Source organism: Blastococcus sp. OS1-29 (genome assembly GCF_057628075.1).
This window is the reverse complement of sequence record NZ_JBXXJK010000003.1, coordinates 299,458-326,444: the sequence shown is the minus strand read 5'-3', so window position 1 is coordinate 326,444 and position 26,987 is coordinate 299,458. Positions and strand designations below refer to the sequence as shown.

Below are 26,987 nucleotides of genomic sequence, written 5' to 3'. Positions count from 1 at the left end.
ACGGCGGAGTGGCTCGTCCTGCGGAAGTCTGGAACCGGCCGCCTCGCGACGGTTGCCGCGGCGGTGGCCGGACTGCGGGTGGTGCACGCACGCCGTCTCACTCGGGTGCGGTGGAACCGTTCTGGTCTTCGGTGGTGCGGGTCAAAATCTGAGTGTCTGACATTCGCGCGGCACGTCTGGCAGCCGTTCCGCAGGCGTCGTGTCCCTCAGGGATCCGCCGGTCAGATCGCCGCGTGCTCCTCGGCGAGGAGGCGCGCTGAGCGGTCAGGACCGAGCGGATCGGCCACGGTCCCGCTGTCGTCGAGCCGGCCCTGCGCCTCACGCACGGCCCGGGCGGGCAACGGCGGGTGCAGGTCGGCGACGGCAGCCAGTGCGGCCAACACGTCGTCAGGTCGTACAGCGGGCGTCAGCTGCCGGACGACCATGTGCAGTATGGCACAACCGTTCGCCTCGACCGCGGACGCGCTGGTCACCGCCTCGCGGGCGTCGATGTCCTTCAGCCCGTTCTTGGTGCGCTTCGCGACGGTGACGACGTCGGCCGCGAGGAACTTCTGGACCGCCGGGGCCAGCTCCTCGAGCGTCACGCCGGGCAGCTCCACCCGCCAGACGGAGGTGTCGATTCGGTCGGCCAGCGAGCCGGTCCCCTCCCGCGCCTCGACGCACTCGAGGACGGCGACCTCCTCGGGCAGCGCGGCATCCAGGGCGGCCCGGACGGCCTCGGGGTCGCGGCGGGCCGACAGCCCGATCTCCAGGTACTCGGCCTCACTCGCCGACCCGGTCGGCGCCGCCCCCAGATAGGAGATCTTCGGGTGCGGGCTGAACCCGGCCGAGAACGCCATGGGTACCTGCGCGCGCCGCAGCGCCCGCTCGAGGGTGCGCGCGAGGTCGCGGTGGCTCGCGAACCGGAGCCGCCCGCGCTTGGCGTAGCGGATGCGGAGCTTCTGGACGGTCGGCGGCGGAGGCGGCCCGTCGGGCTGGCGGGCCATCAGACGACGGTCAGCGGCAGCAGGCTGCGCCCGGTGGGACCGATCTGGATCTCGGTGCCCATCGTCGGGCAGACCCCGCAGTCGTAGCAGGGGGTCCACCGGCAGTCGGCGACCTCCTCCTCGTTCAGCGCCTCCTGCCAGTCGTCCCAGAGGAACTCCTTGTCCAGCCCGGAGTCCAGGTGGTCCCAGGGCAGGATCTCGTGCTCGGTGCGCTCGCGGGTGGTGAACCAGTCGAGGTCGACGCCGAACGGGGCGAGCTCCTCGGCGGCCGCCGTCGTCCACCGGTCGAAGGAGAAGTGCTCGCTCCAGCCGTCGAACTTGCCGCCCTCGCGCCAGACCCGCTCGATGACCCGGCCGACGCGACGGTCACCACGGGACAGCAGTCCTTCGATGACGCCGGGCTTGCCGTCGTGGTAGCGCATGCCGATCGAGCGGCCGATCCGCCGGTCCTCGTTGATCTTCTGCCGGAGCAGCCTCAGGCGGTGGTCAATGGTGTCGGCGCTGGCCTGGGCGGCCCACTGGAACGGGGTGTGCGGCTTGGGCACGAAGCCGCCGATCGAGACGGTGCAGCGGATGTCCTTGCTGCCGCTGGCCTCGCGGCCGGCCTTGATGACCTCGACGGCGAGGTCGGCGATCTCGAGCACGTCCTCGTCGGTCTCGGTCGGGAGCCCGCACATGAAGTAGAGCTTCACCTGACGCCAGCCGTTGGCGTACGCCGTCGTCACCGTGCGGACGAGGTCCTCCTTGGACACCGTCTTGTTGATGACGCGGCGGATCCGCTCGCTGCCGCCCTCGGGGGCGAAGGTGAGACCGGAGCGCCGTCCGTTGCGGGACAGCTCGTTGGCGAGCGTGACGTTGAAGGCGTCCACCCGGGTGCTCGGCAGGCTGAGGCTGACCTTGGAGTCCTCGTACCGGTCGGCGAGCTGCTTGGCGACCTCGCCGATCTCGGAGTGGTCGGCGCTGCTCAGCGACAGGAGGCCGACCTCCTCGTAGCCGGTCGCCTGGAGGCCCTGCTCGACCATCGAGCCGATGCCGGTGATCGTCCGCTCGCGCACCGGGCGGGTGATCATCCCGGCCTGGCAGAAGCGGCAGCCGCGGGTGCAGCCGCGGAAGATCTCGACGCTCATCCGCTCGTGGACGCTCTCGGCCAGCGGGACGATCGGCGTCTTCGGGTAGGGCCACTCGTCGAGGTCCATGACGGTGCGCTTGCCGATGCGGGCGGGGACGTCGTCCCGGGTGCGGGACACCGCCGCGATCGTGCCGTCGGGGGCATAGCTCACCGCGTAGAAGCGCGGGACGTAGACGCCGTCCACCCGGGCGAGGCGGGCCAGCAGCTCGACCCGGCCGCCCGGCCTGCCCTGGTCCTTCCAGGCCTTGACGACGTCGGTGATGTCACCGACGACCTGTTCCCCGTCGCCCAGGACGGCGCAGTCGACGAAGTCGGAGACGGGCTCGGGGTTGAACGCGGCGTGCCCGCCGGCGACGACGACGGGGTGCGACTCGTCACGGTCCGCGGCGAGGATCGGGATGCCGGCGAGGTCGAGCGCCTCGAGCAGGTTGGTGTAGCCGAGCTCGGTGGCGAAGCTGACGCCGAGCAGGTCGAAGTCGCGGACGGCGCGGTGGCCGTCGACGGTGAACTGGGGGACGTCGTTCGCGCGCATCAGGGCGGCGAGGTCGGGCCAGACGGCGTAGGTGCGCTCGGCCAGGGCGTCCGGGCGCTCGTTGAGCACCTCGTACAGGATCATCAGGCCCTGGTTGGGCAGCCCCACCTCGTAGGCGTCGGGGTACATCAGCGCCCAGTGCACGGCGGCGCCGTCCCACGGTTTGACCTGCGCGTTCAGCTCACCGCCGACGTACTGGATCGGCTTCTGGATCTGAGCCAGCAGGGGCTCGAGGCGGGGATAGAGAGTCTCACCAGTCATGACGGGTCCAGGGTAACCGCCCGCCGATGGTGATCAGGTTCGCTGATCGTTCGGGGACCTCCCCCGCCGTCGACCGTGAGGGAGGACCCGGAACGACGAGGGAGGACGCCGCCTCTTTCAGCCCAGGTCGGGGAAGAACAGCTTCACCTCGCGCTCGGCGGACTCGGGCGAGTCGGAGCCGTGCACGATGTTGTTCTGCACCTCGAGGGCGAAGTCGCCGCGGATCGTGCCGGGCAGCGCCTTGACCGGGTCGGTCGAGCCGGCCAGCGCGCGGAACGCCTCGATCGCCCGCGGGCCCTCGACGACCAGCGCCATCAGCGGGCCGCCGGTGATGAACTCCACCAGCGAGGCGAAGAAGGGACGCTCGCGGTGCTCGGCGTAGTGGGTCTCGGCGGTGTCGCGGCTGAGGGTGCGCAGCTCGGTGGCCACCAGGCGCAGGCCCTTGCGCTCCAGTCGGGTGATCACCTCGCCGACGAGGCCACGGGCGACGCCGTCGGGCTTGACGAGGACGAGGGTGCGTTCGGTCACGGGGCGGCAGCCTACGGGGTGGGCGGTCCGCCCTCGCCGGGCCGGCGATCGCCTGGTGCCCCGAAGGGTGAGCCGAGCAGCTCCTTGCGCACCTGCAGCAGGTAGAGCCAGATCAGCACGAACGCCCCGGCCACGAACCACATCACGCTGTTGAACAACCCGGTGAGCAGCAGCGGCACCTGCAGGACGGTGCCGACCAGCACCCCGTACGGACGACGCTGCACGCCGGCGGCCAGGACGAGCACGACCGCCAGCACGAGCAGGTAGGTGAGCCGGCCGCCGGTCAGCCCCTCGCCGCTCTGCGCGATCCCGCGCGGGACGAACAGCGTCGCCAGGCCGGCGAGCACCAGGATGCCGGCCGCCGCACCACCCAGGGCCCGCCCCGCCCGGACCGGATCGGGGGCGGTCACGGTGCCTCCTCGCCGGCGCTCGTCGGTCCCGTGCCCGGCGGTGCCGTGTCTCTGCGTGACCTCGCACGCTCGGTCACGAGCGCCGTCCGGACAGGAGCGTGCGGGCCTCCCCCGCGGTGATCACGCTGCCGGTCACCAGGACGCCGGAGCCGCCGAGGGCATCGTCCGGACCTGCCTCGGCCAGCTCGATCGCCTCGGTGATCGCCTCGGCCAGGACCGGCTGCACGCTCACCCGGTCGGCGCCGAAGATGTCCACGGCGAGCGCACCCAGCTCGTCGGCCGGCATCGCGCGGGACGAGCTGTTCTGGGTGACGACGAGTTCCGCGCAGATGTCCTCGAGGGCGGCGAGGATCCCCGCGACGTCCTTGCCGTGCACGCAGCCGACGACTCCGATCAGCCGCGTGAAGTCGAAGGACTCCTTGATCGCACCGACCGTCGCGGCCATGCCGGCCGGGTTGTGCGCGGCGTCCACGAGCACGGTCGGCGACGTCCGCACCCGCTCCAGGCGCCCCGGCGAGCGCACGTTCGCGAACGCGGCGCGCACCGTCTCCTGCTCGATCGGCCCGGTCGCGGCGCCGGCGCCGAGGAACGCCTCGACCGCGGCCAGTGCCGTCACGGCGTTCTGCGCCTGGTGGGCACCGAACAGCGGCAGGAAGATCTCCTCGTACTCGCCGCCCAGTCCCTGCAGGCGCACCTGCTGCCCCCCGACGGCGACCCGCCGCTCCAGCACGCCGAACTCGGTGCCCTCGCGCGCGACCACGGCCTCCACCTCGACGGCCCGGCGGACGAGCGAGTCCATCGCCCCGGGCTCCTGGTGGGCGAGCACGGCGATCGAGTCGGGCTTGATGATCCCGGCCTTCTCGCCGGCGATCGTGGTCACGTCGGGACCGAGGTACTCCGCGTGGTCGAGCGACACGGGGGTGACGACGGCGACCCGCGCGTCGGCGACGTTCGTCGCGTCCCACGTGCCGCCCATGCCGACCTCGATCACGGCGACGTCGACCGGTGCGTCGGCGAACAGCGCGTACGCCATGCCGACCGTGACCTCGAAGAAGCTCATCGGCACGCCGGCGGCGTCGACCATCTGGACGTAGGGCGCGATGTCGTCGTAGGTCTCCACGAAGCGCTCGGCGCTGACCGGCTCGCCGTCCAGCACGATGCGCTCGCGCATCGACTCCAGGTGCGGGCTGGTGAACCGGCCCACGCGCAGGCCGAACCCGCGCAGCAGCTCGTCGATCATCCGCGCCGTCGTCGTCTTGCCGTTCGTGCCGGCCACCTGGACGACGGGCATCGCGCGATGCGGCGACCCGAGCAGGTCGACGAGGGCGTTGATGCGCGTCAGCGACGGCTCGAGCCGGCTCTCCGGCCAGCGAGCCAGCAGCTCCTTCTCCACCCGGGCCAGGTCACCGGTGCTCCCGCTGCTCATCCCGACCAGGATGCCAGCCGCGAGTTACCTACGATGAAGCGCATGACGACCGACATCTCGCCCCAGGACACCACTGTGCCCGCGGCGGGCGCGGTCGTACCCGAGAAGCCGTCGCTCGACGGGCTCGAGGAGAAGTGGATCGACCGGTGGGCGACCGACGACACGTACGCCTTCGACCGGGCCGCGGCGCTCGCCGCGCCGCGCGACCAGATCTGGTCGATCGACACTCCCCCGCCGACCGCGAGCGGCTCGCTGCACGTCGGCCACGTGTTCAGCTACACGCACACCGACTTCGTCGCCCGCTACCAGCGGATGCGCGGCAAGCACGTCTACTACCCGATGGGCTGGGACGACAACGGCCTGCCGACCGAGCGCCGGGTGCAGAACTACTACGGCGTCCGGTGCGATCCGTCGCTGCACTACGACCCGACGTTCAGCCCGCCCGAGAAGCCCGGCAAGGACCAGATCCCGATCTCACGGCGCAACTTCGTCGAGCTGTGCATGCAGCTCACGGAGGAGGACGAGCACGCCTTCGAGCAGCTCTGGCGGCGGGTCGGCCTGTCGGTGGACTGGTCGGACGTCTACCGGACCATCTCGGAGACCTCCCGCGCCACGGCGCAGCGGATGTTCCTGCACAACCTCGCCCGCGGCGAGGCCTACGCCCAGGAGGCGCCGACCCTCTGGGACGTGACCTTCCGGACGGCGGTCGCGCAGGCCGAGCTGGAGGACCGCGAGCGGCCCGGCGCCTACCACCGGATCGGGTTCTCCAGCCGCGAGGGCGTCGTCTACATCGAGACGACCCGCCCCGAGCTGCTGCCCGCCTGCGTCGCGCTGGTCGCGCACCCCGACGACGAGCGGTACCAGCCGCTGTTCGGCAAGACGGTGCGGACGCCGCTGTTCGACGTCGAGGTGCCGGTGGTGGCGCACCGCCTCGCCGAGCCGGGCAAGGGCTCGGGCATCGCCATGATCTGCACCTTCGGCGACCTCAACGACGTCACCTGGTGGCGGGAGCTCCAGCTGCCCACCCGCCCGATCGTGGGCTGGGACGGGCGGATCCTGGCCGACCCGCCGCCCGGCGTCCCGGCGCGGCCCTACGACGAACTCGCCGGCAAGACCGTGTTCAGCGCACAGCAGCGGATCGTCGAGCTGCTGCGCGAATCCGGGCACCTGGACGGTGAGCCGAAGCCGATCACCCACCCGGTGAAGTTCTTCGAGAAGGGCGAGCGCCCGCTGGAGATCGTCACCACGCGCCAGTGGTACATCCGCAACGGCGGCCGGGACGCCGACCTGCGCGAGGCCCTGGTCGCGCGCGGCCGGGAGATCCAGTGGGTGCCCGACCACATGCGGCACCGCTACGAGAACTGGGTGGAGGGCCTCAACGGCGACTGGCTGATCAGCCGCCAGCGGTTCTTCGGGGTGCCCTTCCCGGTCTGGTACGCACTCGACGAGGAGGGCGAGCCCGACTACGCGAACCCGATCCTGGCCCCGGAGTCGGCCCTGCCGGTCGATCCGTCGGAGGACATGCCCGCCGGCTACACCGAGAGCCAGCGCAACAAGCCCGGCGGCTTCATGGCCGACCCCGACGTGATGGACACCTGGGCGACGTCCTCCCTGTCGCCGCAGGTCGCGTCCGGCTGGGACACCGACCCGGAGCTGTTCGCGAAGGTCTTCCCGATGGACCAGCGGCCGCAGGCGCACGACATCATCCGCACCTGGCTGTTCTCGACCGTCGTCCGCTCGCACTTCGAGTTCGACGCCGTGCCCTGGTCGCACGCCACGATCTCCGGGTTCGTCGTCGACCCCGACCGCAAGAAGATGTCGAAGTCGAAGGGCAACGCGACCACGCCGATCGACGTCCTGGAGCGGTACGGCACGGACGCCGTCCGCTGGCGAGCCGCGGGTGCCCGCCCGGGCGCGGACTCCCCCTTCGACGAGACGCAGATGAAGGTCGGCCGCCGGCTGGCCATCAAGATCCTCAACGTGGGCAAGTTCGTGCTCGGCCTGGGCGCTGCCGAGGCCGAGCTCGCCACCGCCGAGGTGACCGAACCGCTGGACAAGGCCCTGCTGGCTCGCCTGCGCGACGTCGTGGCCGAGGCCACCGCCGCGTTCGACGCCTTCAACTACACCCGGGCCCTCGAGGTCGCCGAGACGTTCTTCTGGTCCTTCTGCGACGACTACGTGGAGCTGGTGAAGACCCGCGCGTACGGCTCCGGTCAGCCCGCGGTCTCTGCTCAGCTGACGCTGGCGATGGCACTGTCGGTGCAGCTGCGACTGTTCGCCCCCGTGCTGCCGTTCGTCACCGAGGAGGTCTGGTCGTGGTGGCGTCCGGGCTCGGTGCACCGCAACCCGTGGCCGTCGGCCGATGAGCTGACCGTCGACGGGAACCCGGCGATCGTGACGGCGGCGGCCGAGGCGCTGGCCGGGGTGCGCAAGGCCAAGTCCGACGCGAAGGTGTCCATGCGGGCCGACGTCCAGACCGCCACGATCATCGCCCCCGCCGAGCAGGCGCCGCTGATCGAGGCCGTGCGGAACGACCTGGTCGACTCCGGCCGGATCGCGAGCCTGGACGTCCTGCCCGGCAGCGGTCCGCTCACCGTGCAGGTGGTCCTCGCGCCGGTCGAGCAGGGCTGAGCGTGTGCGCTGACGCCCCCTTTTCGCGCCGATGAGGGGGCGTCAGCGCACACCATCGAGGCCGAGAAGGCGCAGGCGAGCGTCGTAGGTAGCCCGGATCTCCCGCCGGCACGTCTCCGGAGCCGTCATGAAGCGGGTGAACCCGAAGCGAAGGGTTTGCCACCCGAGCGTCGCCAGCAACGCGTCCCGGCGGATGTCCCGCTCGCGTTGAGCGCGAGAACCGTGCCACGCCGCCCCCTCCATCTCGACCGCGAGTTGGACTTCCTCGTACGCCGCATCCAGAGCGAAGACCTCCGACCCCACGGCGATGCGCCGCTGTTGCACGAAGGGCGGCATGCCCGGCACCCGTAGGACGTTCAGGCAGCCCCATATCTCGAGTTCGCTCTGGCAGCCGTCGTTCAGGAGGCCGATGAGTTGGAGCAGTGGCGCGCGACCGCTGAGACACGGTCGTCGCGCAACCTCGTCGAGGAGCTGGCCGGGCCGGCAGAGCCGACGACGCACTGCTCCGATCGCGGCACCTCGCAGATCCTCGCGCGACAATCCTCCCGGTCGGCCCCACGAGTCCACGACCGCCCGCTCCACGCAGGACACCGGGAGCCCGTCGACCCTCCGGACTGTGTCGCTCAGCTCGCGAGTGCGGTGGAGGACAAGGCCCGCGCTGCCCCGCGCGCTCCGGGAGAGCCCGACGGTGAGGTGGACGTCCGCACCCGGGGACGCCAGTTGCCACAGAGCGAGTGCGGATCGGTGGCTGATCAGGCCCTGCGTCGACCGGACCGCCGCCTCGAGCCGGGTGCGCCATGCGCGGGATGCGGCGGGCAGCGCGTAGATGCCTGGATGGAGGCGCGTCAGCTTGCCGGCGTCCACCCAGTGGGCGATCGTCTTGCGATCTACGCGGGCGGTCAGCGACTCCCAGGTCGTCCAGCCGTCCGGTCCGACGACGGCATCCACATCATGAGCCACGGGAGAACCGTGACGAGTGGGTCGTGCTCGTAGGGGCCGACCCGACAGATCTGTGGACAACGCCCAGTCAGGCGTGTGCGCCGGCGCCCCCCTTTTCCGGCCAGAAGGGGGCGTTGGCGCACACGCGCGTGGGTCACGGCACGGCTGTGACCGCCGACAGGTCGTAGAGCTGGGTCGGCCCGGTGCCGACGGGCCGGCCGTGCGCCCGCGCCCACGCGTCGATGCGGCGGGCGTCGCCGCTGCCGCCGGGGCTGGGCACGTACCAGTGCAGCCGGTGGGCGTACACGTCGGCCTGGAATCGGGCCAGGGTCGGCGCCGGGTCGGCCCCCGCGAATCCGCCGATCGGCATCACCGGCGCACCCGCGGCCAGCTGCAGGTCGGCGGCCCGGTGACCGATGGTGGCCGCGGTCCACGTCCAGTCGTCGGTGTCGTCCCGCAGCAGGGTCAGGGCTGCGGGGGCCACCGGCGAGGCGGACGTCGTCCGTCCGCGACCGATCAGGGTGCCGTCCATGGGGCCCGCGGTCACCGAGGCGCCGTGGTGCGGCCGCTCGACGGTCGCGACCGACCAGGCCAGGGGGCCGACGGCGGCGGCGAGCACGGCCGCGCCGGCGACGAGCCGGCGCGCGATCGGCGTCCGCAGCCGCGGCGTGGTCGTGAACGCGAGCACGAGCAGCCCGGCGGCTGCCAGCGCGCCGGTTGCGGCGACCGCGATCTCGACGACACTGCCGGGCGCTAGCCGCCGCTCCACCAGCGTCATGCTCCACACGGTGGTGAAGACGGAGACGACGGCGAGCAGCAGGCGCGCCTCGGCCGTCCGGCGGCGCCACAGCAGCGTCGCGCCGAGCGCCACCAGGGCCGCGACCGCCGGTGCGAGTTCGACCGCGTAGTACGGGTGCGAGATCCCGCGCATCACGCTCAGCACGACCGCGGTGACGACGGCCCAGCCACCCCAGAGCAGCAGCGCGGCGCGGAGCGGGTCGGTACGCGGTCGCCGGCGCACCTCGAGCGCCACCACGACGAGCGCCACGGCGGCGGCGGGCAGGAGCCACCCGATCTGGTCGCCGCCGGAGCCGAAGAGCCGCCACGCCGAGCCGCCCGACACGGTGACGCGGCCGCTGGGACTCTGTTCTCCCGCCAGCCGTCCCAGGCCGTTGTAGCCGAGGGCGAGATCCAGCGGCGAGTCCGAGCTGCTGCCGCCCACCCACGGTCGGTCTGCGGCGGGCACGAGCGCGACGGCGACGAACCACCAGCCGGCGGCCACCGCCAGGGCGGCGCCGCCCGCGAGCAGTTGCCCGACCCGCCGTCGCAGCGAACCAGGGCCGGCCAGCAGTACGACGCCGGCGAGCGCCGGCAGCACCAGGAACGCCTGCAGCGACTTGGTCAGGAACGCCACGCCGACCAGCGCCCCCGTGAGCACCACCCAGCGGGTGCGCCAGTCCTCCACCGCCCGGGTGGTGGCCCACGCCGCGCCGACCAGCAACAGGGTCATCAGCGCGTCCGGGTTGTCGTACCGGAACATCAGCGTGGCGACCGGCGTCAGCGCGAGCAGCAGCCCGGCGAGCAGTGCCGGCCACGGGCCCAGGACCCTGCGCACCGTGGCCATCAGCAGGGCGACCGCGGCGACACCCATGAGCGCCTGCGGCACGAGCACCGACCAGCTCGACAGCCCGAACAGGCGGACCGACGTCCCCATCACCCAGAGCGCCGCGGGCGGCTTGTCCACCGTGATCGAGTTCGCGGCGTCGGACGAGCCGAAGAACATCGCCGTCCAGCTCTGCGCCCCTGCCTGCGCCGCGGCCGCGTAGAAAGAGTTGCCCCAGCCGTTGCGGTCCAGCCCCACGACGTAGAGCACGGCCGAGCCGGCGAGGAGCGCCCAGCGCAACGGCCGCTCGAGCGCCCGGAGGCGGAGGGCGGCGTCCACGTGCTCAGGCTCGGATGCCGGCCTCGGAACCGGCTGGAGACAGGCTGGCAGTTTCCTGGACGACGGCGGTTCCGAGCCGGCACCGATCCTCCGTCCAGCCTCCTCCCAGGTCGCCGGCTCACCCTGACGGTCACCCGGGAGGAGGTGGGCGTCCGATGCACGGCTGGGGCCGGCTGACCGGGCTGTCGTTGCTGCACGGGCCGCTGCACGTCGTCCTCGTCGGCGGCGCCGTCGTCGGCCTGCTGAACCTGCTCCTCCTGCGGCGGGACCGGTCGTGGTGGACGCGGCGCGTGCCGCTCGCGGTCGCCGGCATCGTGGCGGTGGTGACCCTGCTGGTCGTGGTCCTCGCCGTGCTCCGGCCGTGGCCCGATCCCCTCCCCCTCGCGGTGCTCCTCTGGATCGGTGCCGGGCTGCTGGCACTCGTCCTGCTCGGACTCGGCTGGGGACGGTCGGGCCGGTGGCGGCGGGCCCTGGCGCCGGCTGCCGCGGTCCTCGTCGTCCTCGGCGCGACCGACGGCATCGACAGCGTCTTCGGCGCCTTCCCGACCGTGGCGACGGCGCTGCAGCTACCGCCTGCCGACCAGACCTCGACCGCGACGATCCTCCGGCATGCGGCGGAGGTGTCCCCGCCGCCGACGCTCGGGACCTGGCGCCCACCCCCGACCATGCCGCACGCCGGCGCCGTCATGCAGGTCGCCGTCCCGGCGACCGCCTCCGGGTTCGCCGCCCGCTCCGCCTGGGTCTACGTCCCGCCCGCGTACCTCACCCCGTCCCACCCCCTGCTGCCCGTGCTGGTCCTGATCGGCGGGCAGCCAGGCTCGCCCCGCGACTGGCTGGACGGTGGGCAGCTGGCGGCGCAGATGGACCGGTGGGCGGCCGCACACGCCGGGCTCGCCCCGGTCGTGGTGATGCCCGATGCCCTCGGCTCGGAGACGGCCAACCCGCTGTGCATGGACTCCGCACTCGGCCGCGTGGACACCTACCTGTCCTCCGACGTCATCTCCTGGGTCTCCTCCTCCCTCCAGGTCGACCCCGATCACGCGCACTGGGCGGTCGGCGGCTTCTCCTACGGCGGCACGTGCGCCCTGCAGCTCGCCGTCGCCCACCCCGGCCTGTTCCCCACGTTCGTGGACATCTCCGGACAGCAGTCCCCGACCCTCGGCGGCCGGGCCCGCACCGTGTCGGCCACGTTCGGCGGCAACGCGCAGGCGTTCGCCGCCGTCGACCCGCTGCGGGAACTGGCCGCGCACCCCGAGCCCGGCTCGGCCGGCTTCTTCGTCGTGGGCGCACAGGACAGCGCCTACCGCCCGGGACAGCAGAAGGTCGCGGCCGCCGCCCGTGCGGCGGGCGTGGCGGTCACCTACCGGGAGCTGCCCGGCGGCCACTCCTGGGCCGTGTGGCGCCCCGCCCTCACCGGCGCCCTCCCGTGGCTCGCGAGCCGGATGGGCCTGCCCCGATGACCGGACCGACAGCCGCCCAGCGCAGGGCAGCCACGCTCCTGAGCGGGAGCCCGCTCACGATGACGGCGCTCGCCGCCCTGCCGACCGTCGGGATCGCCTCGCGCAGCTTCCCCGCGGGCCCGTCCCGAGGGCTGCTGACGGTCGTCGGCGCGGGCGTGCACCAACCGGTCTGGACGCTGTTCGCCTCGGCGTTCTGGTGCGCCGATCTGCCCTCCTACGCCTTGGCGGCCGCGGGCATCCTGGCGTTCCTGGGCCCGGCGGAGCGGCACCTCGGCAGCGCCCGGACGGCGGCCGCGCTGCTCATCGGCCAGGTGGCGGGCACCGGGATCGGACTGCTCGTGATCCGGGCGGTGGCCACGACCGGCGACGTCTGGGCGCACGAGCTCTCCTCGATGCTCGTCGTCGGGCCGTTCGCCGGGTTGCTCGCCGTCGCCGGGTGGCACACGGCCGCGATGTCCGCGCTGTGGCGCCGCCGCCTGCGGTTGGGCCTGTCGATCGTCCTGCTGGCGCTCGTCCTCTACTCGGGCGCCGCGGGCGACGTCGTCCGGATGACGTCGTGGCTGCTCGGGCTCGGGGCGGGCACCCTGCTGCACCGCTCCCGGACGAGCCACGCACCCTCGCACCCGAGCCGCCGCGAGAAGCGGGCCCTGGTGGCGCTCGTCGTCGCCGTGACCGCGATCGGGCCACTGGTCGCCGCGCTCTCGCGCACCCCGGACGGGCCGTGGGCGGTCGTCGCCCACCTGTTCGTGTCGAGCCGGCCGGCCCACGGGCTGCTGCGGATGGTCTGCGGACCGTCGGGCGACCCGGCCGACTGCCGTGCGTTGCAGGCGCGCGCCCGGCTCACCGGCCCGGGCCCCGCGTTGCTGTCGGTGCTGCCGGTGCTGCTGCAGCTCACTCTTGCCGAGGGACTGCGCCGCGGACGGCGGGCCGCGTGGGTCGCCGCGGTCGCGTTCGGCGTCGTGCTGAGCGCCGTCGGCGGCGTCGTCGTCCTCACCGTGCTGCACACCCCGGCGGACTCCTTGCCGCTGCTCGACGCCCGGCCGGGCACCCTGCCGGCCGTCTCGGTCGTCGCCCCACTAGTGGCCCCGCTCGCCGTGCTGGCGCTGCTGCTGATCACGTGGCGGGAGTTCGGCGTGCGGGCAGCCCCCGGGGCGGCCCGCCGCTGGCTGATCGCCGGGGGGCTCGGGCTCGCCGGGGTGACCGTGCTGTACGTCGCGCTGGGGTCGATGGTCGACCGTGAGTTCGCCGGCCGGCCGTCCGTGGGGGCGCTGCTCGCCGACCTGCCGGCCCGGATGCTGCCGCCGGGATACCTCGGTGAGGTGCTCGCCCCCCTGGTGCCGCTGCACCATGACGCCCGATTGCTGGCCGACTGGGCCGGGGTGACGGCGTGGGCGGTGCTGATCGTGACCGCGTTCCGGTTCGTGCGCCCCGTCGCCCCGGCCGGTGATGCCGCCCGCGCCCGCTCGATCGTCGACCGGCACGGCGAGGGGCCGCTCACCTTCATGACGACCTGGATGGGCAACCGCTACTGGTTCTCCCCGGACGGCGCGTGCGTGGTGGCCTACCGGGTGCTCGGGGGCGTCGCGCTGACGACCGGTGACCCGGTGGGGCCGCGGGAGGCCCGGCCCGCCGCCGCCCGGGCGTTCACGGCATGGTGCGACGACCACGGGTGGACGCCGGCCTGGTACAGCGTCACTCCCGACGTCGCCGACGATCTGGCGGCAATGGGCATGCAGCGGCTGCAGGTGGCCGCCGAGACCTGGCTGCCGCTCGGGTCCCGGTCGTTCACCGGCCGCCGGTGGCAGGACGTGCGGACGGCGATCAACCGGGCGACCCGCGAAGGCGTGCACGCCGAATGGGTGGCCTGGTCGGACGCGCCGATCGCGCTGCGGACGCAGGTGGCAGAGCTCTCCGAGGAATGGCTGGCGGCCAAGGGGCTGCCGGAGATGGGGTTCACCCTCGGCGGCCTCGACGAGCTGGACGATCCCGCCGTCCGCTGCCTGGTCGCGTTCGACGCCGCGGGTCACGTGCAGGGACTGACCAGCTGGCTGCCCGCGCGCCGGGACGGCGTCGGGGTGGGCTGGACGCTCGACGTCATGCGCCGCTCCCGCGGCGCGAGCCCCGGGCTGGTCGAGTTCCTGATCGCGACCGCCGCGATGACGTTCCAGGCGGAGGGGGCCGAATGGGTGAGCCTGTCGGGGGCGCCCCTCGCGCTTCCCACGGGGTCCGCGGAGGGGAGCCGGCTGACCCGTCTGCTGGAGCTGGCCGGCCGCACCATGGAGCCGGTGTACGGCTTCCGGTCGCTGCTGGCGTTCAAGGCGAAGTTCCAGCCGCGCTACCGACCGCTCTGGCTGGTCTACCCGGGCGTCGCCGACCTCCCCCGGATCGCCCGCGCGATCTCCACCGCCTACCTCCCACACGTCTCGCCGGGCCAGGCCACCCGGCTCGCGCGGGCGCTGCTCGCCGGGCGCGGCCGGGGTGCCCGCGCTCAGGGACTGGCCGGCGCGTCCCTCAAGTAGGCGGCCACCGCCCCGGCGCCGAGGTGATGTGCAGCCGGGGCGCATTCCCGACCGCGAATGCGCCCCAGCTACACATCGCTGCGGCCTGCTGTCCACAGATCCACGCCAGCGGCCTCACCAGGACGCGTCGTCACTCAACGTGGGGGCGTGGCACACAACCTGCCGGCGCTGCTGGGACCGTTCGGCGTCGTCCGAGCCAAGGAGCTCGTCGGCCGCGTCGACAAGCACACGATCACGGCGTGGGTGCGGCAGAGCCGGCTGCTGCGCCCCTACCCCGGCGTGCTGGTGCTTCCGGAGCAGTGGGAGGAGTGGCCGACCCGCGCGATGGCAGCCGTTTTCGCGACGGACGGGACGCTGAGCCACACGTCTGCGCTGGCGGTGTGGCGCGTTTTCCCGAAGGACGGCCCCATCCACGTGTCGGTTCCCGCTGGGCGGCGCGCCGTTCGCGCCCGCGGGCTGACCGTTCATCGGGTCAAACCGATCGCTGTCGACCGCCTCGGACCCTTTCCGGTCACCTCGCTCCCCCGGGCGCTGGTCGACACCTGGGGCGTCGCCCACGGTGCCGGCGCGGCCCGACGCGACAGCGAACGTGCCCGGGCAGCGGTGATCGACACGATCCGCGACCGCCGCGTGAAGGCGCGGGATCTCCAGGAGGCCATGGGGGTGCGTCCCGCGCTCCCCGGTCGCCGCGCGCTCGTCGATCTCCTGGAACTGATCGCTGAGGGGTGCCAGAGCGAGCTGGAGATCTGGGGAGTGCGCAACGTGCTCCGCGGACCGGGCATGCCCCACTTCGTGCAGCAGCACCCTGTTTCGCTGCCCTGGGCGACGGTGCACCTCGACGCGGCCTTGCCCGAGCTGAAGATCGCGATCGAACTCGACGGTGCCGCGTTCCACGGGAGCGCCGAGGACCGGGAGCGCGACCTCCGTCGGGACGCAGCACTCGCCGCACGCGGATGGGTGGTCCTCCGCTTCAGCTACCGCCGCTTGAGGACCGATCCCGAGGGCTGCCGCCGGGAGATCCTCGAGGTCTGCCGCGCGCGACAAGCCCTTCTGCGCATCCGGTGATGTGCGTCCGGGGCGAGTTCGCCGGCCAGAATGTGCCCCTGACGCACATCACCCCGCCGCGGCGAGGCCGGGCGGGGTGATGGCGAAGCCTCAGTGCTAGGCGGACTTCTCGCGGCGCTCGCGGGTGGGCTTGCGCGGGACGATCGTCGGGTTCACGTGCTCCAGGACGACCTCCTTGGTGATGACGACGGAGGCGACGTCCTCACGGCTGGGGATGTCGTACATGACCGACTGGAGCACCTCCTCCATGATCGCGCGGAGCCCGCGGGCGCCGGTGCCGCGGAGGATGGCCTGGTCGGCGATCGCCTCGAGGGCGTCGTCGGTGAACTCCAGGTCGACCCCGTCGAGCTCGAACAGCTTCCGGTACTGGCGCACCAGGGCGTTCTTCGGCTCGGTCAGGATGTTCACCAGCGCCTCGCGGTCCAGCTTCTGCACGCTGGTGATGACCGGGAGGCGGCCGATGAACTCGGGGATCATGCCGAACTTCAGCAGGTCCTCGGGCATGACCTCGGCGAAGGAGTTGGCCTCCTCGATCTCGGCGCGGCCGCGGATCTCGGCGCCGAAGCCCATGCCCTGCTTGCCGGTGCGCGCCTCGATGACCTTCTCCAGGCCGGCGAAGGCGCCACCCACGATGAACAGCACGTTCGTCGTGTCGATCTGGATGAACTCCTGGTGCGGGTGCTTGCGGCCGCCCTGCGGGGGAACCGACGCCGTCGTCCCCTCGAGGATCTTCAGCAGCGCCTGCTGCACGCCCTCACCGGAGACGTCGCGGGTGATCGACGGGTTCTCGCTCTTGCGGGCGATCTTGTCGACCTCGTCGATGTAGATGATGCCGGTCTCGGCGCGCTTCACGTCGTAGTCGGCGGCCTGGATCAGCTTGAGCAGGATGTTCTCGACGTCCTCACCGACGTAACCCGCCTCGGTCAGCGCGGTGGCGTCGGCGATGGCGAACGGCACGTTCAGCATGCGGGCCAGCGTCTGGGCGAGGTGCGTCTTGCCGCAGCCGGTCGGGCCCATCAGCAGGATGTTGGACTTGGCGAGCTCGACGCCCTCGTCGCGGCGCTCGCCGCCGGCCTGGATGCGCTTGTAGTGGTTGTAGACGGCCACCGAGAGCGTGCGCTTGGCCTTGTCCTGGCCGATGACGTACTGCTCGAGGAAATCGTGGATCTCCTTGGGCTTGGGCAGCTCGTCGAACTTGAGGTCCGAGGACTCCGAGAGTTCTTCCTCGATGATCTCGTTGCAGAGGTCGATGCACTCGTCGCAGATGTAGACCCCGGGGCCCGCGATGAGCTTCTTGACCTGCTTCTGGCTCTTCCCGCAGAACGAGCACTTGAGCAGGTCACCACTCTCACCGATTCGTGCCACCTGCTGACCTCCACGTGTGAGTCGCTGGTCCTGTCCCAGGAGCCTGCGTGTCCATTCTGGCTGCTGTGCCCCTGCTCGGCCGCATCTTTCTGGCTGACCCGCGAGGCGCTTCCTCCCGGCGCTGCTGGCCGGGGTTCGGGTTCCCGCAGACCGTAACCCTGACTGCCGACGTCCCCGGGCAATGACTCACCCGGTTCCTCCGGCCGTCCCACTTCTGTCCCGACGAACCCACTCGAACCGTGGATCCACCGACGGTACGGGCCGGGACGCAACTCGCGCGCCCGGCCCGTGCCGGTCAGACCGCCGGAAGGGCGTTGAGCTTCCGGCTCTGGATGACCTCGTCGACGATTCCGTAGGCCTTCGACTCCTCCGCCGTGAGGATCTTGTCGCGCTCGATGTCGGTGCGGACCTGCTCGATGGTCTGGCCGGTGTGCCGGGCCAGGATCGCCTCCATCTGCGACCGCACCCGCTGGATCTCGGCCGCGTGGATCTCTAGGTCGGAAACCTGCCCGCCCGACTCGCCCGAGGGCTGGTGGATCAGCACCCGCGAGTAGGGCAGCGCCAGACGCTTGCCCGGGGTCCCGGCCGCGAGCAGGACGGCGGCGGCGGATGCGGCCTGGCCCATGCAGACGGTCTGGATGTCCGGGCGGATGAACATCATCGTGTCGTAGATGGCCATCAGCGACGTGAACGAGCCACCGGGCGAGTTGATGTAGATCGTGATGTCGCGGTCCGGGTCGGTGGACTCCAGCGTCAGCAGCTGGGCCATGACGTCGTTGGCCGAGGCGTCGTCGATCTGCACCCCGAGGAAGATGATCCGTTCCTCGAAGAGCTTGTTGTAGGGGTTGGACTCCTTCATGCCGTAGCTCGTGCGCTCCACGAAGGAGGGCAGGATGTAGCGGCTGGAGGGCATCTGGAAGCTCATCGTCTCTTCTCTCCGAACCCTCAGTTGTCCGTGACCGGGTTGCTGTTGTCGGTCATCGCGGCCCGGCTGACCACGTGGTCGACGAAGCCGTACTCGAGGGCCTCCTGCGCGGTGAACCAGCGGTCGCGGTCGGAGTCCTTCTCGATCTGCTCGACCGGCTGCCCCGTGTGGAGGGACTGGAGCTGGTTGAGCTCGCTCTTCGTGCGGCGGAACAGGTCGGCCTGGATGGCGATGTCGGACGCCGTGCCCCCGACGCCGGCCGACGGCTGGTGCATCATGATCCGCGCGTGCGGCAGGGCGTAGCGCTTGCCCTTCGTGCCCGCGGTGAGCAGGAACTGGCCCATCGAGGCGGCCAGACCCATGCCGTAGGTGGCCACGTCGCAGTCGATGAACTGCATCGTGTCGTAGATCGCCATGCCCGCGGTGACCGATCCGCCGGGCGAGTTGATGTACAGGTGGATGTCGCGCTTGGGGTCCTCGGCGGACAGCAGCAGCATCTGGGCGGCGAGCTGGTTGGCGATCACGTCGTCGACCTGGCTGCCCAGGAAGATGATGCGCTCGCGCAGCAGCCGCTCGTAGACGGAGTCTCCGAGGTTCATCATGCCGCCGGCGCCGCGCATCATCGGTGCGCTCGCCGAGTTCGGGTAGGTGTTGCTCACGAGTTCGGTGACCTCCGTAGGACTGTTCTGATCAGTCGGTCTCGCTGGGTTGGTGCGGGCTGGAACGGCCCCGGGAGGCGATACCCCCCGGCGATCGCCTGAGTCCTGTCGACCCTAACGCGGACCTCCGACGTCGCAGTCCCCGTCGGGGCGGTGTTCGCCGACGGCGCAGCGAACTCACCCGGAAACGGACGACGCCGCCCCACCCGGAGTCGGGTGGGGCGGCGTCGTGACCCCGGACGGGGTCCTTCGATTACTTGGCGTCGTCCTCGTCGGTGATCTCGACGGGGCCGGGCGGCTCCTCCTCGGAGGCGTCCGCGGTCGGTGCCTGGATCGTCTTCGGCCGCAGCGCCTCGAGGTCGACGACGTTGCCCGACGCGTCGGTGATCGTCGTCTGCTCGAGCAGCTGGGCGAGGGTCTTGGTGCGACGGACGTCGGCCACGAACTCGGCGATGTTGCCGCCCTGCTGCAGCTGCTGGGCGTACTGCTCGGGGCTCATCCGGCTGCGCTGGGCCTGCGCCATGATCTGCGCCGACAGGTCCTCGTTGTCGACGGTGACCTCACGGGCGTCGGCGATCGCGTCGAGGATGAACTGGGTGCGCACCGCCTCCTCGACCGTCTTGCGCTGGTCGGCGTCGTAGGCCTCGCGGTTCTCGACACCGGAGATGTTCAGGAACGCGTCCCAGTCCATGCCGGCCTGCTGCAGCTCCTGCTCGAAGGCGCGGTTGCGCCACTCGATCTCGCGCTCGACCAGGTTCTCCGGGATCGGCACCTCGACGGTCGCGATCAGGTGCTCGACCAGCTTGTCGCGGGCCTGCGCGCCCTGGCCCAGGGTCTTGGTGCGGGCCAGCCGGGTGCGGACGTCGTCCCGCAGCTCGGCGAGGGTGTCGAACTCGCTGGCGGTCTGGGCGAACTCGTCGTCCAGCTCCGGCAGGTCCTTGGTCTTGACCGAGCGGACGGTGACGGTGACGTCGGCCGACTCGCCTGAGTTCGGGCCCGACAGCAGCGCCGTCTGGAAGGTCTTCGACTCATCCGCCGACAGCCCGCGGACGGCGTCGTCGAGGCCCTCCATGAGGTTGCCGGAGCCGACCTCGTAGGACATGCCGGTGGTCGAGCCGTCCTCGAGCACCTCGCCGTTGAGCTTCGCCTCGAGGTCGATCGACACGAAGTCGCCGTCCTCGGCTGCTCGCTCGACGCCGGTGAGCATGCCGAAGCGCTCGCGCATGACGTCGACCTGCTGGTCGATCTCCTCGTCGGTGACCTCGACGTCGTCGACGGTGACCGCGAGGTCGTCCAGCGCGGGCAGGGTCAGCTGCGGGGCGACGTCGACCTCGGCGGTGAAGGCGAGGGTGTCGTTGTCGTCGAGGCGGGTCACCTCGATCTCGGGCTGGCCGAGCACACGCACCTGGTTCTCGCGCACGACCTCGGAGTAGACCTCGGGAATGGCGTGCTGCACGACCTGCTCGAGCACGACGGGACGGCCGATGCGCTGGTCGAGGACGCGGTTGGGCACCTTGCCGGGGCGGAAGCCGGGCACGCGCACCTGCTTGCCGAGCTCCTTGTAGACCTCACCGAAGGCGTGGTCCAGGTCCCCCCAGGGCACCTCGATCGCCATCCGGACCCGCGTGGGGCCGAGTTCCTCGATGGTGCTCTTCACAGCGGCAGTGCTCCTTGGATTGCGGACAGACAGGCGCCGACGGACATGGACGGCGCGGAGTTGCTTCCGAGTCTAGAGACGGCTCGGGACGGTCGGGGTGGCGGGATTTGAACCCACGGCCCCCCGCTCCCAAAGCGGGTGCGCTACCAAGCTGCGCCACACCCCGTGGCCGCCCGAGTCTAGGTGGCCTTCGCGAACCGCCGCGCCGGCCGTCGTCCCCAGGCCATTCCGGGGACGACGGCCGGCGTTCGGCGGCGTTCAGCCGACCAGTTGCGGCACCTCCCGGGAGCGGACGGCGACCGGCTCGGGACGCACGGCGAGCGCGATCCCCGCGGCGGCGGCCCACACGAGCAAGAGCATGGAGGCGAGGAAGCCGAACGGGGACGGCGCGAGCAGCCCGACGGCGAGCACGAGACCGCTCCAGGCCAGCCACCGCGGGACTGCCCGGTAGGCGATCCCCGCCACCGCGGTCCCGACCAGGAACAGCACCGCTCCCCCGCTCACGCCGAACTCGGCACCCTGGATGTGCCACGCCTGCAGGGCAGGCTGGGTCACGGCGGGGTCGCGACCGAGGTCGCCCAGGAGGTGGTAGACGGCGCCGCTGGTCAGGTCCGCCATCGTGTCCGCCGCGGCGCCCAGCAGGACGACGCCCGCGACGATCGCCGGCACCCGCGCGCTGTGCAGCCGCGCCCACACCGCGGCGGCGAAGACCGCGAAGCAGACGGCGCCCAGTGTCATGAGCGTTCCGCCGAGGGACACCTGCGCACCGTGCGCGCGGTAGTAGGCCGGCAGGTCGGTTGCCGGGGTCGATCCGTCGGGGAAGGGGCCGATGGTCAGGTCCCCCGCGATGGTCGATCCGGCGAACAGCACACCGGCCAGCGGTGCGAAGCGCCGGAGCGCCGCTCCCTCGGTCTCGTTCGTGCTCATCTCGGTTTCCTCCCTGCTCGTCGTTCGGACAGCGCGAAAGCTAGGGAGCGCGGGCAGGTGCCGTCGTCGGCCGAGGAGGCCATTTCGGCGTCGTCCGACCGGCTGATCTGCCGCGAGCGGGCGTCAGTCGATCGAACGACGACACGGGACGCCGTCCGCTCTACCGTTCGTCCATGCGGTTCCGCCTCGCCCCGGAGCGGCTGGATCTCGTCCTCGCCGCGCTGTTGTTCGTGGGCGCGCAGGTGCAGGTCGCGTTCTCCCCGGCGCGCGGCTGGCCGCTCGTGTCGGCGATCCTCGTCGCGGGTCTGGTGACGGCGTCGGTCGCGGTGCGGCGCCGGTTCCCGGCGGCGGTCGGGATCGTCGTCCAGGGGCTGCTCGTCGTCGAGGGGCAGGTCACGCATCTCCCCGCCGGCTGCGTGACGGTCGCGTGGTTCTGCGCGCTGTACGCGCTGGCGGTGTGGACCACGTGGCCCTGGTTCGTCGCGGGGGTGCTCTTCTTCGTGGTCTCGGACCTCGGGCCCGGCCTCGGTGACCCTGCGGAGCTCCGCGCGATCGGGGACTTCACCGCCGTGGTCGTCCTGGTGATGGTCTTCCTGCGGATCATCGTGGGCCGCCGCGACCGGCAGCTACAGCTCGCGGAGCGGGAACGGGAGCTGGCCCGGCGGGAGGCCGTCGTCGACGAGCGGGCGCGGATCGCCCGCGAGCTGCACGACGCGATCGCGCACCACGTCTCGATGATGGTGGTGCAGGCCGGCGCCGAGCGGCGGGTCTTGGACGACGGCGCCGAGTCGACGCGGGAGGTGCTGTCGACCATCGAGCGGGTCGGCCGCAGCGCGCTGACCGAGATGCGCCGCCTGGTCGGCATGCTGCGTGGGGACGACGGCGACGAGCTGGCCCCGCAGCCGAGCCTCGCCGCGGTGCCGGCGCTGGTCGACGGCCTGCGCGACGCCGGCTTCCCCGTGGAGCTGCGGGTGGACGGCGAACGGCGGGAGCTGCCCGTCGGCATCGAGCTGTCGGCGTACCGGGTGATCCAGGAAGGGCTGACCAACGCACTCAAGCACGCCGGGCGGGCGCACGTCCGGGTGCACGTGCGGTACGGGCCCGGGTCGTTGGCGCTGGAGATCGCCGACGACGGCACCGGGGCGTCGGCCGCGCTGCCGAGCGGTGGGCACGGCTTGGCCGGCATCCAGGAGCGGGTCGCGCTCTACGGCGGCGAGCTGGAGACGGGACCGGGGTCTGCCGGCGGCTTCGTGCTGCGCGTCCTGCTGCCGACGCGATGACCCGCGTGCTGATCTCCGACGACCAGCCGCTGGTCCGCGTCGGGCTGCGCAAGATCCTGGACTTCGAGCCGGACGTCGAGGTGGTGGGTGAGGCCGGGGACGGGGAGGACGCCGTCCGGCTGGTGGGGCGGTGTGCTGCCGAGGTCGTGCTGATGGACATCCGGATGCCGGTGCTGGACGGCATCGAGGCCACGCGCCGGATCACCGCGGCCCACCCGGACACGCGGGTGCTCATCCTGACCACGTTCGGGCTGGACGGGTACGTGTACGAGTCGCTCCGGGCCGGGGCGAGCGGGTTCATGCTCAAGGACGCCCCGCCGGAGGAGATCGTGGGGGCGGTGCGGATCGTCGCGCGTGGCGAGGCGCTGCTCGCGCCGGCGGTCACGCGGGCGGTGATCGAGGAGTTCGCGCGGCAGCCGGTTGCTTCTCACCGTTCGCCGCCGGCGACCTTGGCCGAGCTGACGCCGCGCGAGCGCGAGGTGCTCGATCTGATGCTGGGTGGCCTGTCGAACCCGGAGATCTGCGCGCGGCTGTTCATCAGCGACGCGACCGCGAAGACCCACGTCGCCCGCATCCTGGCCAAGCTCGGCGTCCGCGACCGGGTGCAGGCGGTCATCTACGGCTACGAGCACGGGATCGTCGTCGCGGGAGGATCGCAACCATGACCGCCGTGGACCGGCAGGCCGTCGCGGGTGAACTCGAGGCGTGCCGCCGGCAGCTGCACGAACTGCTCGCGTCGGCCGGTCCGGCAGATCTGCGCCGCCGCAGCAACGGCACCCGATGGACCAACGAGCAGCTCCTCTTCCACATGGTCTTCGGCTTCCTGGTGGTGCGCACGCTGCTGCCGCTGGTCCGCCTGATGGGTTCCCTGCCGACGCCGGTCGGCACGGGCTTCGCTGCCCTGCTCGACTCGGTGCGGCGGCCGTTCCACGCCGTCAACTACTGGGGATCGCGCCTGGGCGCCCGCGTGTTCGACGCCACGCGGATGGGCCGGCTCTGCGACCGCGTCGTCGGCGCGCTCTGCCGGTCGCTGGACCGGCGGTCGGCCCGGAGCCTGGAGCGCGGCATGCCCTTCCCGACCAGCTGGGACCCCTACTTCACGAGGTACATGACACTGGCCGACGTGTACCGCTATCCGAGCCTGCACTTCGAGCACCATCGCCGTCAGCTCACGCTCTCCGCGGGCGGCGCCCGGCAAGGAGGTGGTGCGGCATGACGGCGCAACCGGCGATCGATGACACCGGTGGACGGATCTCGTGCTGGTGCTGCGGGCAGGAGCGGCCGGAGAGCTCCGTCGTCCGCCTGGGGAGCCACCCCGAGGTCGCGGTGTGCCTGCGGTGCGCGCACTTCCTGCATCAGCAGGCGCGCGGCCGTGAGGACGCGCTGCGGACGTCGCCGGCGGCCCGTGCTCGGGACGTGCTCCGGGCAGCGCGGCGGTTCGTGATCCGGCGTGGCTGGCACCAAAAGGCCGGCATCGGCCCTCTCCTGCGCCGGCTGGGCCGACACACGCCCTGACGCGTGGCCCTTGTCAGGGGCGCTCGTCGGCGGGAGTCTCGCCCCGTGGCGAGCAGTGGCAGCACGATCGGAACCGTCATCCGGTGGGACGACGCGTCGCACAGCGGCCTGATCGAGGCACCTGACCTGCCCGCCCCGTGCTGGGTCGACGCGTCCGTCGTCGAGGGGGACGACGTGCTCCGGTCCGGCCAGGTCGTGGAGGTCGACTGGACCGCCACCGAACAGGGAGAAGTGCCGCTCAGGGCCACGCGGGTGCTCCACCGACCGGACCTGCAGACCGGCCTCGGCGGCTGACCCCAGGACGCCGGTTAGGCTGTCCGGGCACCCCGCGGGTGTAGCTCAATGGTAGAGCCCCAGCCTTCCAAGCTGGCCATGCCGGTTCGATCCCGGTCACCCGCTCCAAGTTCTGAACAGCCCAAATGCGCGTTCACGCAGCTCACCCAGGCAGAGCCGCTCCTTCCGTGCCCAGAGGCGCTGACCCCTGCTTGCCGCTGATGACCGGCTTTGGCCGCTGCTTAAGGCACGTGTAAGGCACGACCGTGGAACCCGCCGCCATGGGACTCAGAAGAGTCACAGGAGTCTGGGTGCAGGCGAGGACACCAGCACGTGACCCGACTGGCAGACCGAAGGGGGCCGATTCCGCGGACAGGCGAGACGGCCGACCCAGCGGCGGACAGGCGCTCCAAGCCTGCTGGGCGTCACGGCTCCGGAGGTCGCGTCATGTGTCGAGGAAGTCCCATTCGCTGCCGAGGACCCAGCGGAGGGCCGACAGCTTGCCATTGAGCATGCCCAGCTCGAAGTCCGTGTATGGGCCAAGCTGACCAGGCTCCGTGTACGTCGCCTCGACACGCTGACGCGCTGGACCCGCAATCGCGAGAAGGTGGTCTATCCCCGCATCGTCTCTCGCGTCCTCAAGCCGGTACTCGCGCTGGAGGGACCGGTGGTACCAGATGCGGTCGAATAGCTCGTTTTCTGCCTGCAGGATCTCATCCAGTCGTCGGGGCTCCTCCTCGAAGTAGGTCTCCGCGAACAACTCCTCGATCTCGTCGCCAAAGTGGTCCAGGAGGACCTGATTGAGGCCGTCGACTCCCAGCCCGTAGGTCGACCCGTCCACCGCGAAGAGAACGGCGAGGTCGGGATGCGGCTGCCGGGCGTCTCCGCTGGGCAAGGAGAAGTCGTCGCTGTTGCTCGTGATGAACGCGTACGGCTCCTGGTCCAGGTCGACGCCGGGGAGGCTCGTTGCGTAGAGCTCGATGAGCAAGGCGTCGGCGACACTGTTGCGGGACCGGTGAAACGGCGCCTGCTTCGACAGGCCACGCTCGACCACCCGGCGCTTCTCTTCGTCGCCGGGCTCGATGACACGACCCGCCTGGAGCAGTACCAGCACCTCGTCGAAGTTGCGGGTCGTCATCGCGCCGATGAGCGGCACATGACGGGCGAGATCCGCAACCAGCTTGCGAGCCTCCTCCTGAGCCGTCCCGCCGTAGTCGTCGAGGTCTTGCTTGATGAGCTTGAACCGCTGGGCGATGCTCGCCGTCATCGACGTCTCAACCCGATCCCGGTTCCGCTCGAACTCGTCGATGACGAGGCGGGGGACGAGCAGCTCCACCTGCCCCTGGTGAACGAGTACCCGGAGCGCGACGATCCAGCGCTGCCCGTCCCGACGCTTGCACAGGTCGAGCCAGGTGGAGGTGTCAACGAGCAGATGGAGCACGATCGCACCGTATGGCCTACCCCGGAGGCGACATGGCCCGGTTGACCGAGGAGCAGAAGGCTCAGCGGGCGGCCGCGCGCCGCCGCAGCGCTGCCATCGCGGCGGAGGAGGACGCCCTCCGGCGGGAGCGCAAGCGTCGGGAGTGGGACGCCAACGGCACCCAGCTCACCCGCGACGAGATCGAGGCCGGCGTTGTCTGTCGCGGCTGCGACCAGCCGATCATCGACGGGCTCGGCTACTGGCCGCCGCTCATGAAGCTGACCGAGCAGGAGAAGCGCGAGTACGACGCCGCCCAGGCCGACTTCGCCGCCCGCCACAAGGACTGCCGCAGTCACCGCTGGAGCGTGTCGGGATCCCGCGCACTGCACTGCGGCTACTGCTGCCCTCCCCCGCCGCTCAGCGAGCGGCAGCTGGAGCGGCTCGGCACGCTGCTCCGCGCAAGCCGACCGGATCCGGCGGAGCTACGGCCGTGGCGCCTGACCCTGACTTGCGATCACGTCATCGACGTCCCGCAGCACAAGTCGCACGGGCAGTGGACGACCAACGTGCGGCACTGCCCCACCTGCGATCAGACCCGCGGGGTCGTAACCGCGGAAGCTCACCCGAAGGGCGCTCGTACTCCGTGAGCGTTCAGGCGACCGGTCACTGTTGCCCCGTACTCAAACCAGGTGCGCCCCCGCCCGTCGGCCACTTCTACCGGCCCCCGCACCTCGAGCGTCGACCAGTCAGGGATCTCATCGGCATTGGCGGCGAGCAGCTGATGCCGCAACTCGGCCCGTAGGCCCGCAGTCGCCCGCTCCAGGTGGGGATACGGCAGCGCCGTCGTTGCCGCGTAGGTGCCCACCTGGTCATGATCGCGGGCTTTCCGCAGAAGGCTGCATCCCCGGCATGCCCCCTCACCCGGAAGGGAGCGTTCCTCCCCACCGAGCGCCTCACTGAACAGCCTGCGAAGTCCATCCCCTAGTACGTCTATAGCCCAGCGCCCAGGCGCCGAGCCGCGCCATCGTCGCCGCGCAACGCAGCCCAGGCACTCCAGGCCTCGGCGGCCGGCGCAACGTTCTGGAGGCCGGCCCGCGGACCTGCTCGACGCCGGTCCGGCGGGCCACCGCCTGCCGTG

23 protein-coding genes and 2 tRNA genes are annotated in these 26,987 nt (G+C 71.8%); 11 read left to right on the top strand and 14 right to left on the bottom strand.

What is annotated here, in order from left to right; all coding sequences use genetic code 11:
- Positions 1–221 precede the first annotated feature (221 nt).
- From AC2H4J_RS09655 to AC2H4J_RS09635, 5 genes are all read right to left on the bottom strand, one after another.
- Positions 222–986 carry a TIGR03936 family radical SAM-associated protein gene (locus AC2H4J_RS09655; protein ID WP_487464645.1) on the bottom strand — a complete coding sequence of 255 codons (765 nt, stop codon included), beginning with the start codon at positions 984–986 and terminating at the stop codon, positions 222–224.
- Positions 986–2,908 (bottom strand): TIGR03960 family B12-binding radical SAM protein, encoded by a 1,923-nt coding sequence (locus AC2H4J_RS09650; protein WP_487464644.1) that lies wholly within the window; start codon positions 2,906–2,908, stop codon positions 986–988. Before AC2H4J_RS09650 ends, AC2H4J_RS09655 begins: the two co-directional genes overlap by 1 nt.
- Before the next feature lie 117 nt (positions 2,909–3,025).
- On the bottom strand, positions 3,026–3,436 hold the full coding sequence (ndk, locus tag AC2H4J_RS09645; protein WP_487464643.1) for a nucleoside-diphosphate kinase: 411 nt from the start codon (positions 3,434–3,436) through the stop codon (positions 3,026–3,028).
- Between the two features lie 11 nt (positions 3,437–3,447).
- The gene (locus tag AC2H4J_RS09640) at positions 3,448–3,846 is read right to left on the bottom strand and encodes a DUF4233 domain-containing protein (protein WP_487464642.1); all 399 of its coding nucleotides are present in this window, start codon (positions 3,844–3,846) and stop codon (positions 3,448–3,450) included.
- 73 nt (positions 3,847–3,919) lie between these two features.
- Positions 3,920–5,272: a bifunctional folylpolyglutamate synthase/dihydrofolate synthase gene (locus AC2H4J_RS09635; RefSeq protein ID WP_487464641.1), complete on the bottom strand. Its 1,353-nt coding sequence runs from the start codon at positions 5,270–5,272 to the stop codon at positions 3,920–3,922.
- A 42-nt stretch (positions 5,273–5,314) separates the two neighbouring features.
- Here AC2H4J_RS09635 and valS point away from each other — a divergent pair, with 42 nt between their 5' ends.
- On the top strand, positions 5,315–7,903 hold the full coding sequence (valS, locus tag AC2H4J_RS09630) for a valine--tRNA ligase (RefSeq protein ID WP_487464640.1): 2,589 nt from the start codon (positions 5,315–5,317) through the stop codon (positions 7,901–7,903).
- Between the two features lie 42 nt (positions 7,904–7,945).
- Here the strand turns inward: valS and AC2H4J_RS09625 are convergent, their stop codons facing one another.
- Both AC2H4J_RS09625 and AC2H4J_RS09620 read right to left on the bottom strand, forming a co-directional pair.
- Entirely contained in the window at positions 7,946–8,851 is a 906-nt protein-coding gene (locus tag AC2H4J_RS09625; RefSeq protein ID WP_487464639.1) for a DUF559 domain-containing protein, read from the bottom strand.
- Between the two features lie 145 nt (positions 8,852–8,996).
- Positions 8,997–10,784: a glycosyltransferase family 39 protein gene (locus AC2H4J_RS09620; protein WP_487464638.1), complete on the bottom strand. Its 1,788-nt coding sequence runs from the start codon at positions 10,782–10,784 to the stop codon at positions 8,997–8,999.
- Positions 10,785–10,939: 155 nt separating this feature from the next.
- Here AC2H4J_RS09620 and AC2H4J_RS09615 point away from each other — a divergent pair, with 155 nt between their 5' ends.
- From AC2H4J_RS09615 to AC2H4J_RS09605, 3 genes are all read left to right on the top strand, one after another.
- The gene (locus tag AC2H4J_RS09615) at positions 10,940–12,244 is read left to right on the top strand and encodes an alpha/beta hydrolase (protein WP_487464637.1); all 1,305 of its coding nucleotides are present in this window, start codon (positions 10,940–10,942) and stop codon (positions 12,242–12,244) included.
- Entirely contained in the window at positions 12,241–14,763 is a 2,523-nt protein-coding gene (locus AC2H4J_RS09610; RefSeq protein WP_487464636.1) for a bifunctional lysylphosphatidylglycerol flippase/synthetase MprF, read from the top strand. Before AC2H4J_RS09615 ends, AC2H4J_RS09610 begins: the two co-directional genes overlap by 4 nt.
- A gap of 147 nt (positions 14,764–14,910) precedes the next feature.
- Entirely contained in the window at positions 14,911–15,828 is a 918-nt protein-coding gene (locus AC2H4J_RS09605; protein WP_487464635.1) for a DUF559 domain-containing protein, read from the top strand.
- Positions 15,829–15,924: 96 nt separating this feature from the next.
- Here the strand turns inward: AC2H4J_RS09605 and clpX are convergent, their stop codons facing one another.
- From clpX to AC2H4J_RS09575, 6 genes are all read right to left on the bottom strand, one after another.
- On the bottom strand, positions 15,925–17,193 hold the full coding sequence (gene clpX, locus AC2H4J_RS09600) for an ATP-dependent Clp protease ATP-binding subunit ClpX (RefSeq protein WP_487464634.1): 1,269 nt from the start codon (positions 17,191–17,193) through the stop codon (positions 15,925–15,927).
- 295 nt (positions 17,194–17,488) lie between these two features.
- Entirely contained in the window at positions 17,489–18,118 is a 630-nt protein-coding gene (locus AC2H4J_RS09595) for an ATP-dependent Clp protease proteolytic subunit (protein WP_487464633.1), read from the bottom strand.
- A 20-nt stretch (positions 18,119–18,138) separates the two neighbouring features.
- Entirely contained in the window at positions 18,139–18,777 is a 639-nt protein-coding gene (locus AC2H4J_RS09590) for an ATP-dependent Clp protease proteolytic subunit (RefSeq protein ID WP_487464632.1), read from the bottom strand.
- Positions 18,778–19,030: 253 nt separating this feature from the next.
- Entirely contained in the window at positions 19,031–20,434 is a 1,404-nt protein-coding gene (gene tig / locus AC2H4J_RS09585; RefSeq protein WP_487464631.1) for a trigger factor, read from the bottom strand.
- 92 nt (positions 20,435–20,526) lie between these two features.
- Positions 20,527–20,600, bottom strand: a tRNA-Pro gene (locus AC2H4J_RS09580).
- Positions 20,601–20,692: 92 nt separating this feature from the next.
- A complete protein-coding gene (locus AC2H4J_RS09575) occupies positions 20,693–21,361 on the bottom strand; it encodes a hypothetical protein (protein ID WP_487464630.1) in 669 nt (222 codons plus the stop codon).
- Positions 21,362–21,534: 173 nt separating this feature from the next.
- On the opposite strand from AC2H4J_RS09575, the gene AC2H4J_RS09570 reads away from it, so the two are divergent.
- The 6 genes from AC2H4J_RS09570 to AC2H4J_RS09545 all read left to right on the top strand — a co-directional run bounded on the left by AC2H4J_RS09570 (position 21,535) and on the right by AC2H4J_RS09545 (position 24,558).
- Positions 21,535–22,641: a sensor histidine kinase gene (locus tag AC2H4J_RS09570; protein WP_487464629.1), complete on the top strand. Its 1,107-nt coding sequence runs from the start codon at positions 21,535–21,537 to the stop codon at positions 22,639–22,641.
- A complete protein-coding gene (locus AC2H4J_RS09565; protein ID WP_487464628.1) occupies positions 22,638–23,306 on the top strand; it encodes a response regulator in 669 nt (222 codons plus the stop codon). The genes AC2H4J_RS09570 and AC2H4J_RS09565 overlap by 4 nt, the downstream gene beginning before the upstream one ends.
- On the top strand, positions 23,303–23,857 hold the full coding sequence (locus tag AC2H4J_RS09560) for a DinB family protein (protein WP_487464627.1): 555 nt from the start codon (positions 23,303–23,305) through the stop codon (positions 23,855–23,857). Before AC2H4J_RS09565 ends, AC2H4J_RS09560 begins: the two co-directional genes overlap by 4 nt.
- Positions 23,854–24,156 carry a hypothetical protein gene (locus AC2H4J_RS09555; RefSeq protein ID WP_487464626.1) on the top strand — a complete coding sequence of 101 codons (303 nt, stop codon included), beginning with the start codon at positions 23,854–23,856 and terminating at the stop codon, positions 24,154–24,156. Before AC2H4J_RS09560 ends, AC2H4J_RS09555 begins: the two co-directional genes overlap by 4 nt.
- A gap of 45 nt (positions 24,157–24,201) precedes the next feature.
- The gene (locus AC2H4J_RS09550; protein WP_487464625.1) at positions 24,202–24,450 is read left to right on the top strand and encodes a hypothetical protein; all 249 of its coding nucleotides are present in this window, start codon (positions 24,202–24,204) and stop codon (positions 24,448–24,450) included.
- 34 nt (positions 24,451–24,484) lie between these two features.
- A tRNA-Gly gene (locus AC2H4J_RS09545) sits at positions 24,485–24,558 on the top strand.
- 316 nt (positions 24,559–24,874) lie between these two features.
- Here the strand turns inward: AC2H4J_RS09545 and AC2H4J_RS09540 are convergent.
- Complete coding sequence (locus AC2H4J_RS09540) at positions 24,875–25,870, bottom strand: PIN domain-containing protein (protein WP_487464624.1); 996 nt, start codon at positions 25,868–25,870, stop codon at positions 24,875–24,877.
- Between the two features lie 11 nt (positions 25,871–25,881).
- Between AC2H4J_RS09540 and AC2H4J_RS09535 the strand changes: the two genes are divergently transcribed.
- On the top strand, positions 25,882–26,496 hold the full coding sequence (locus AC2H4J_RS09535) for a hypothetical protein (RefSeq protein WP_487464623.1): 615 nt from the start codon (positions 25,882–25,884) through the stop codon (positions 26,494–26,496).
- The last annotated feature ends 491 nt before the right edge of the window (positions 26,497–26,987 follow it).

What these genes read in the sequence shown, in the direction of transcription:
- AC2H4J_RS09655 (WP_487464645.1), bottom strand. Translation starts at nt 986, where the DNA reads ATGGCCCGCCAGCCCGACGGGCCGCCTCCGCCGCCGACCGTCCAGAAG.
- AC2H4J_RS09650 (WP_487464644.1), bottom strand. Translation starts at nt 2,908, where the DNA reads ATGACTGGTGAGACTCTCTATCCCCGCCTCGAGCCCCTGCTGGCTCAG.
- AC2H4J_RS09635 (WP_487464641.1), bottom strand. Translation starts at nt 5,272, where the DNA reads ATGAGCAGCGGGAGCACCGGTGACCTGGCCCGGGTGGAGAAGGAGCTG.
- valS (WP_487464640.1), top strand. Translation starts at nt 5,315, where the DNA reads ATGACGACCGACATCTCGCCCCAGGACACCACTGTGCCCGCGGCGGGC.
- AC2H4J_RS09615 (WP_487464637.1), top strand. Translation starts at nt 10,940, where the DNA reads ATGCACGGCTGGGGCCGGCTGACCGGGCTGTCGTTGCTGCACGGGCCG.
- AC2H4J_RS09610 (WP_487464636.1), top strand. Translation starts at nt 12,241, where the DNA reads ATGACCGGACCGACAGCCGCCCAGCGCAGGGCAGCCACGCTCCTGAGC.
- AC2H4J_RS09595 (WP_487464633.1), bottom strand. Translation starts at nt 18,118, where the DNA reads ATGAGCTTCCAGATGCCCTCCAGCCGCTACATCCTGCCCTCCTTCGTG.
- AC2H4J_RS09575 (WP_487464630.1), bottom strand. Translation starts at nt 21,361, where the DNA reads ATGAGCACGAACGAGACCGAGGGAGCGGCGCTCCGGCGCTTCGCACCG.
- AC2H4J_RS09570 (WP_487464629.1), top strand. Translation starts at nt 21,535, where the DNA reads ATGCGGTTCCGCCTCGCCCCGGAGCGGCTGGATCTCGTCCTCGCCGCG.
- AC2H4J_RS09565 (WP_487464628.1), top strand. Translation starts at nt 22,638, where the DNA reads ATGACCCGCGTGCTGATCTCCGACGACCAGCCGCTGGTCCGCGTCGGG.
- AC2H4J_RS09560 (WP_487464627.1), top strand. Translation starts at nt 23,303, where the DNA reads ATGACCGCCGTGGACCGGCAGGCCGTCGCGGGTGAACTCGAGGCGTGC.
- AC2H4J_RS09555 (WP_487464626.1), top strand. Translation starts at nt 23,854, where the DNA reads ATGACGGCGCAACCGGCGATCGATGACACCGGTGGACGGATCTCGTGC.
- AC2H4J_RS09535 (WP_487464623.1), top strand. Translation starts at nt 25,882, where the DNA reads ATGGCCTACCCCGGAGGCGACATGGCCCGGTTGACCGAGGAGCAGAAG.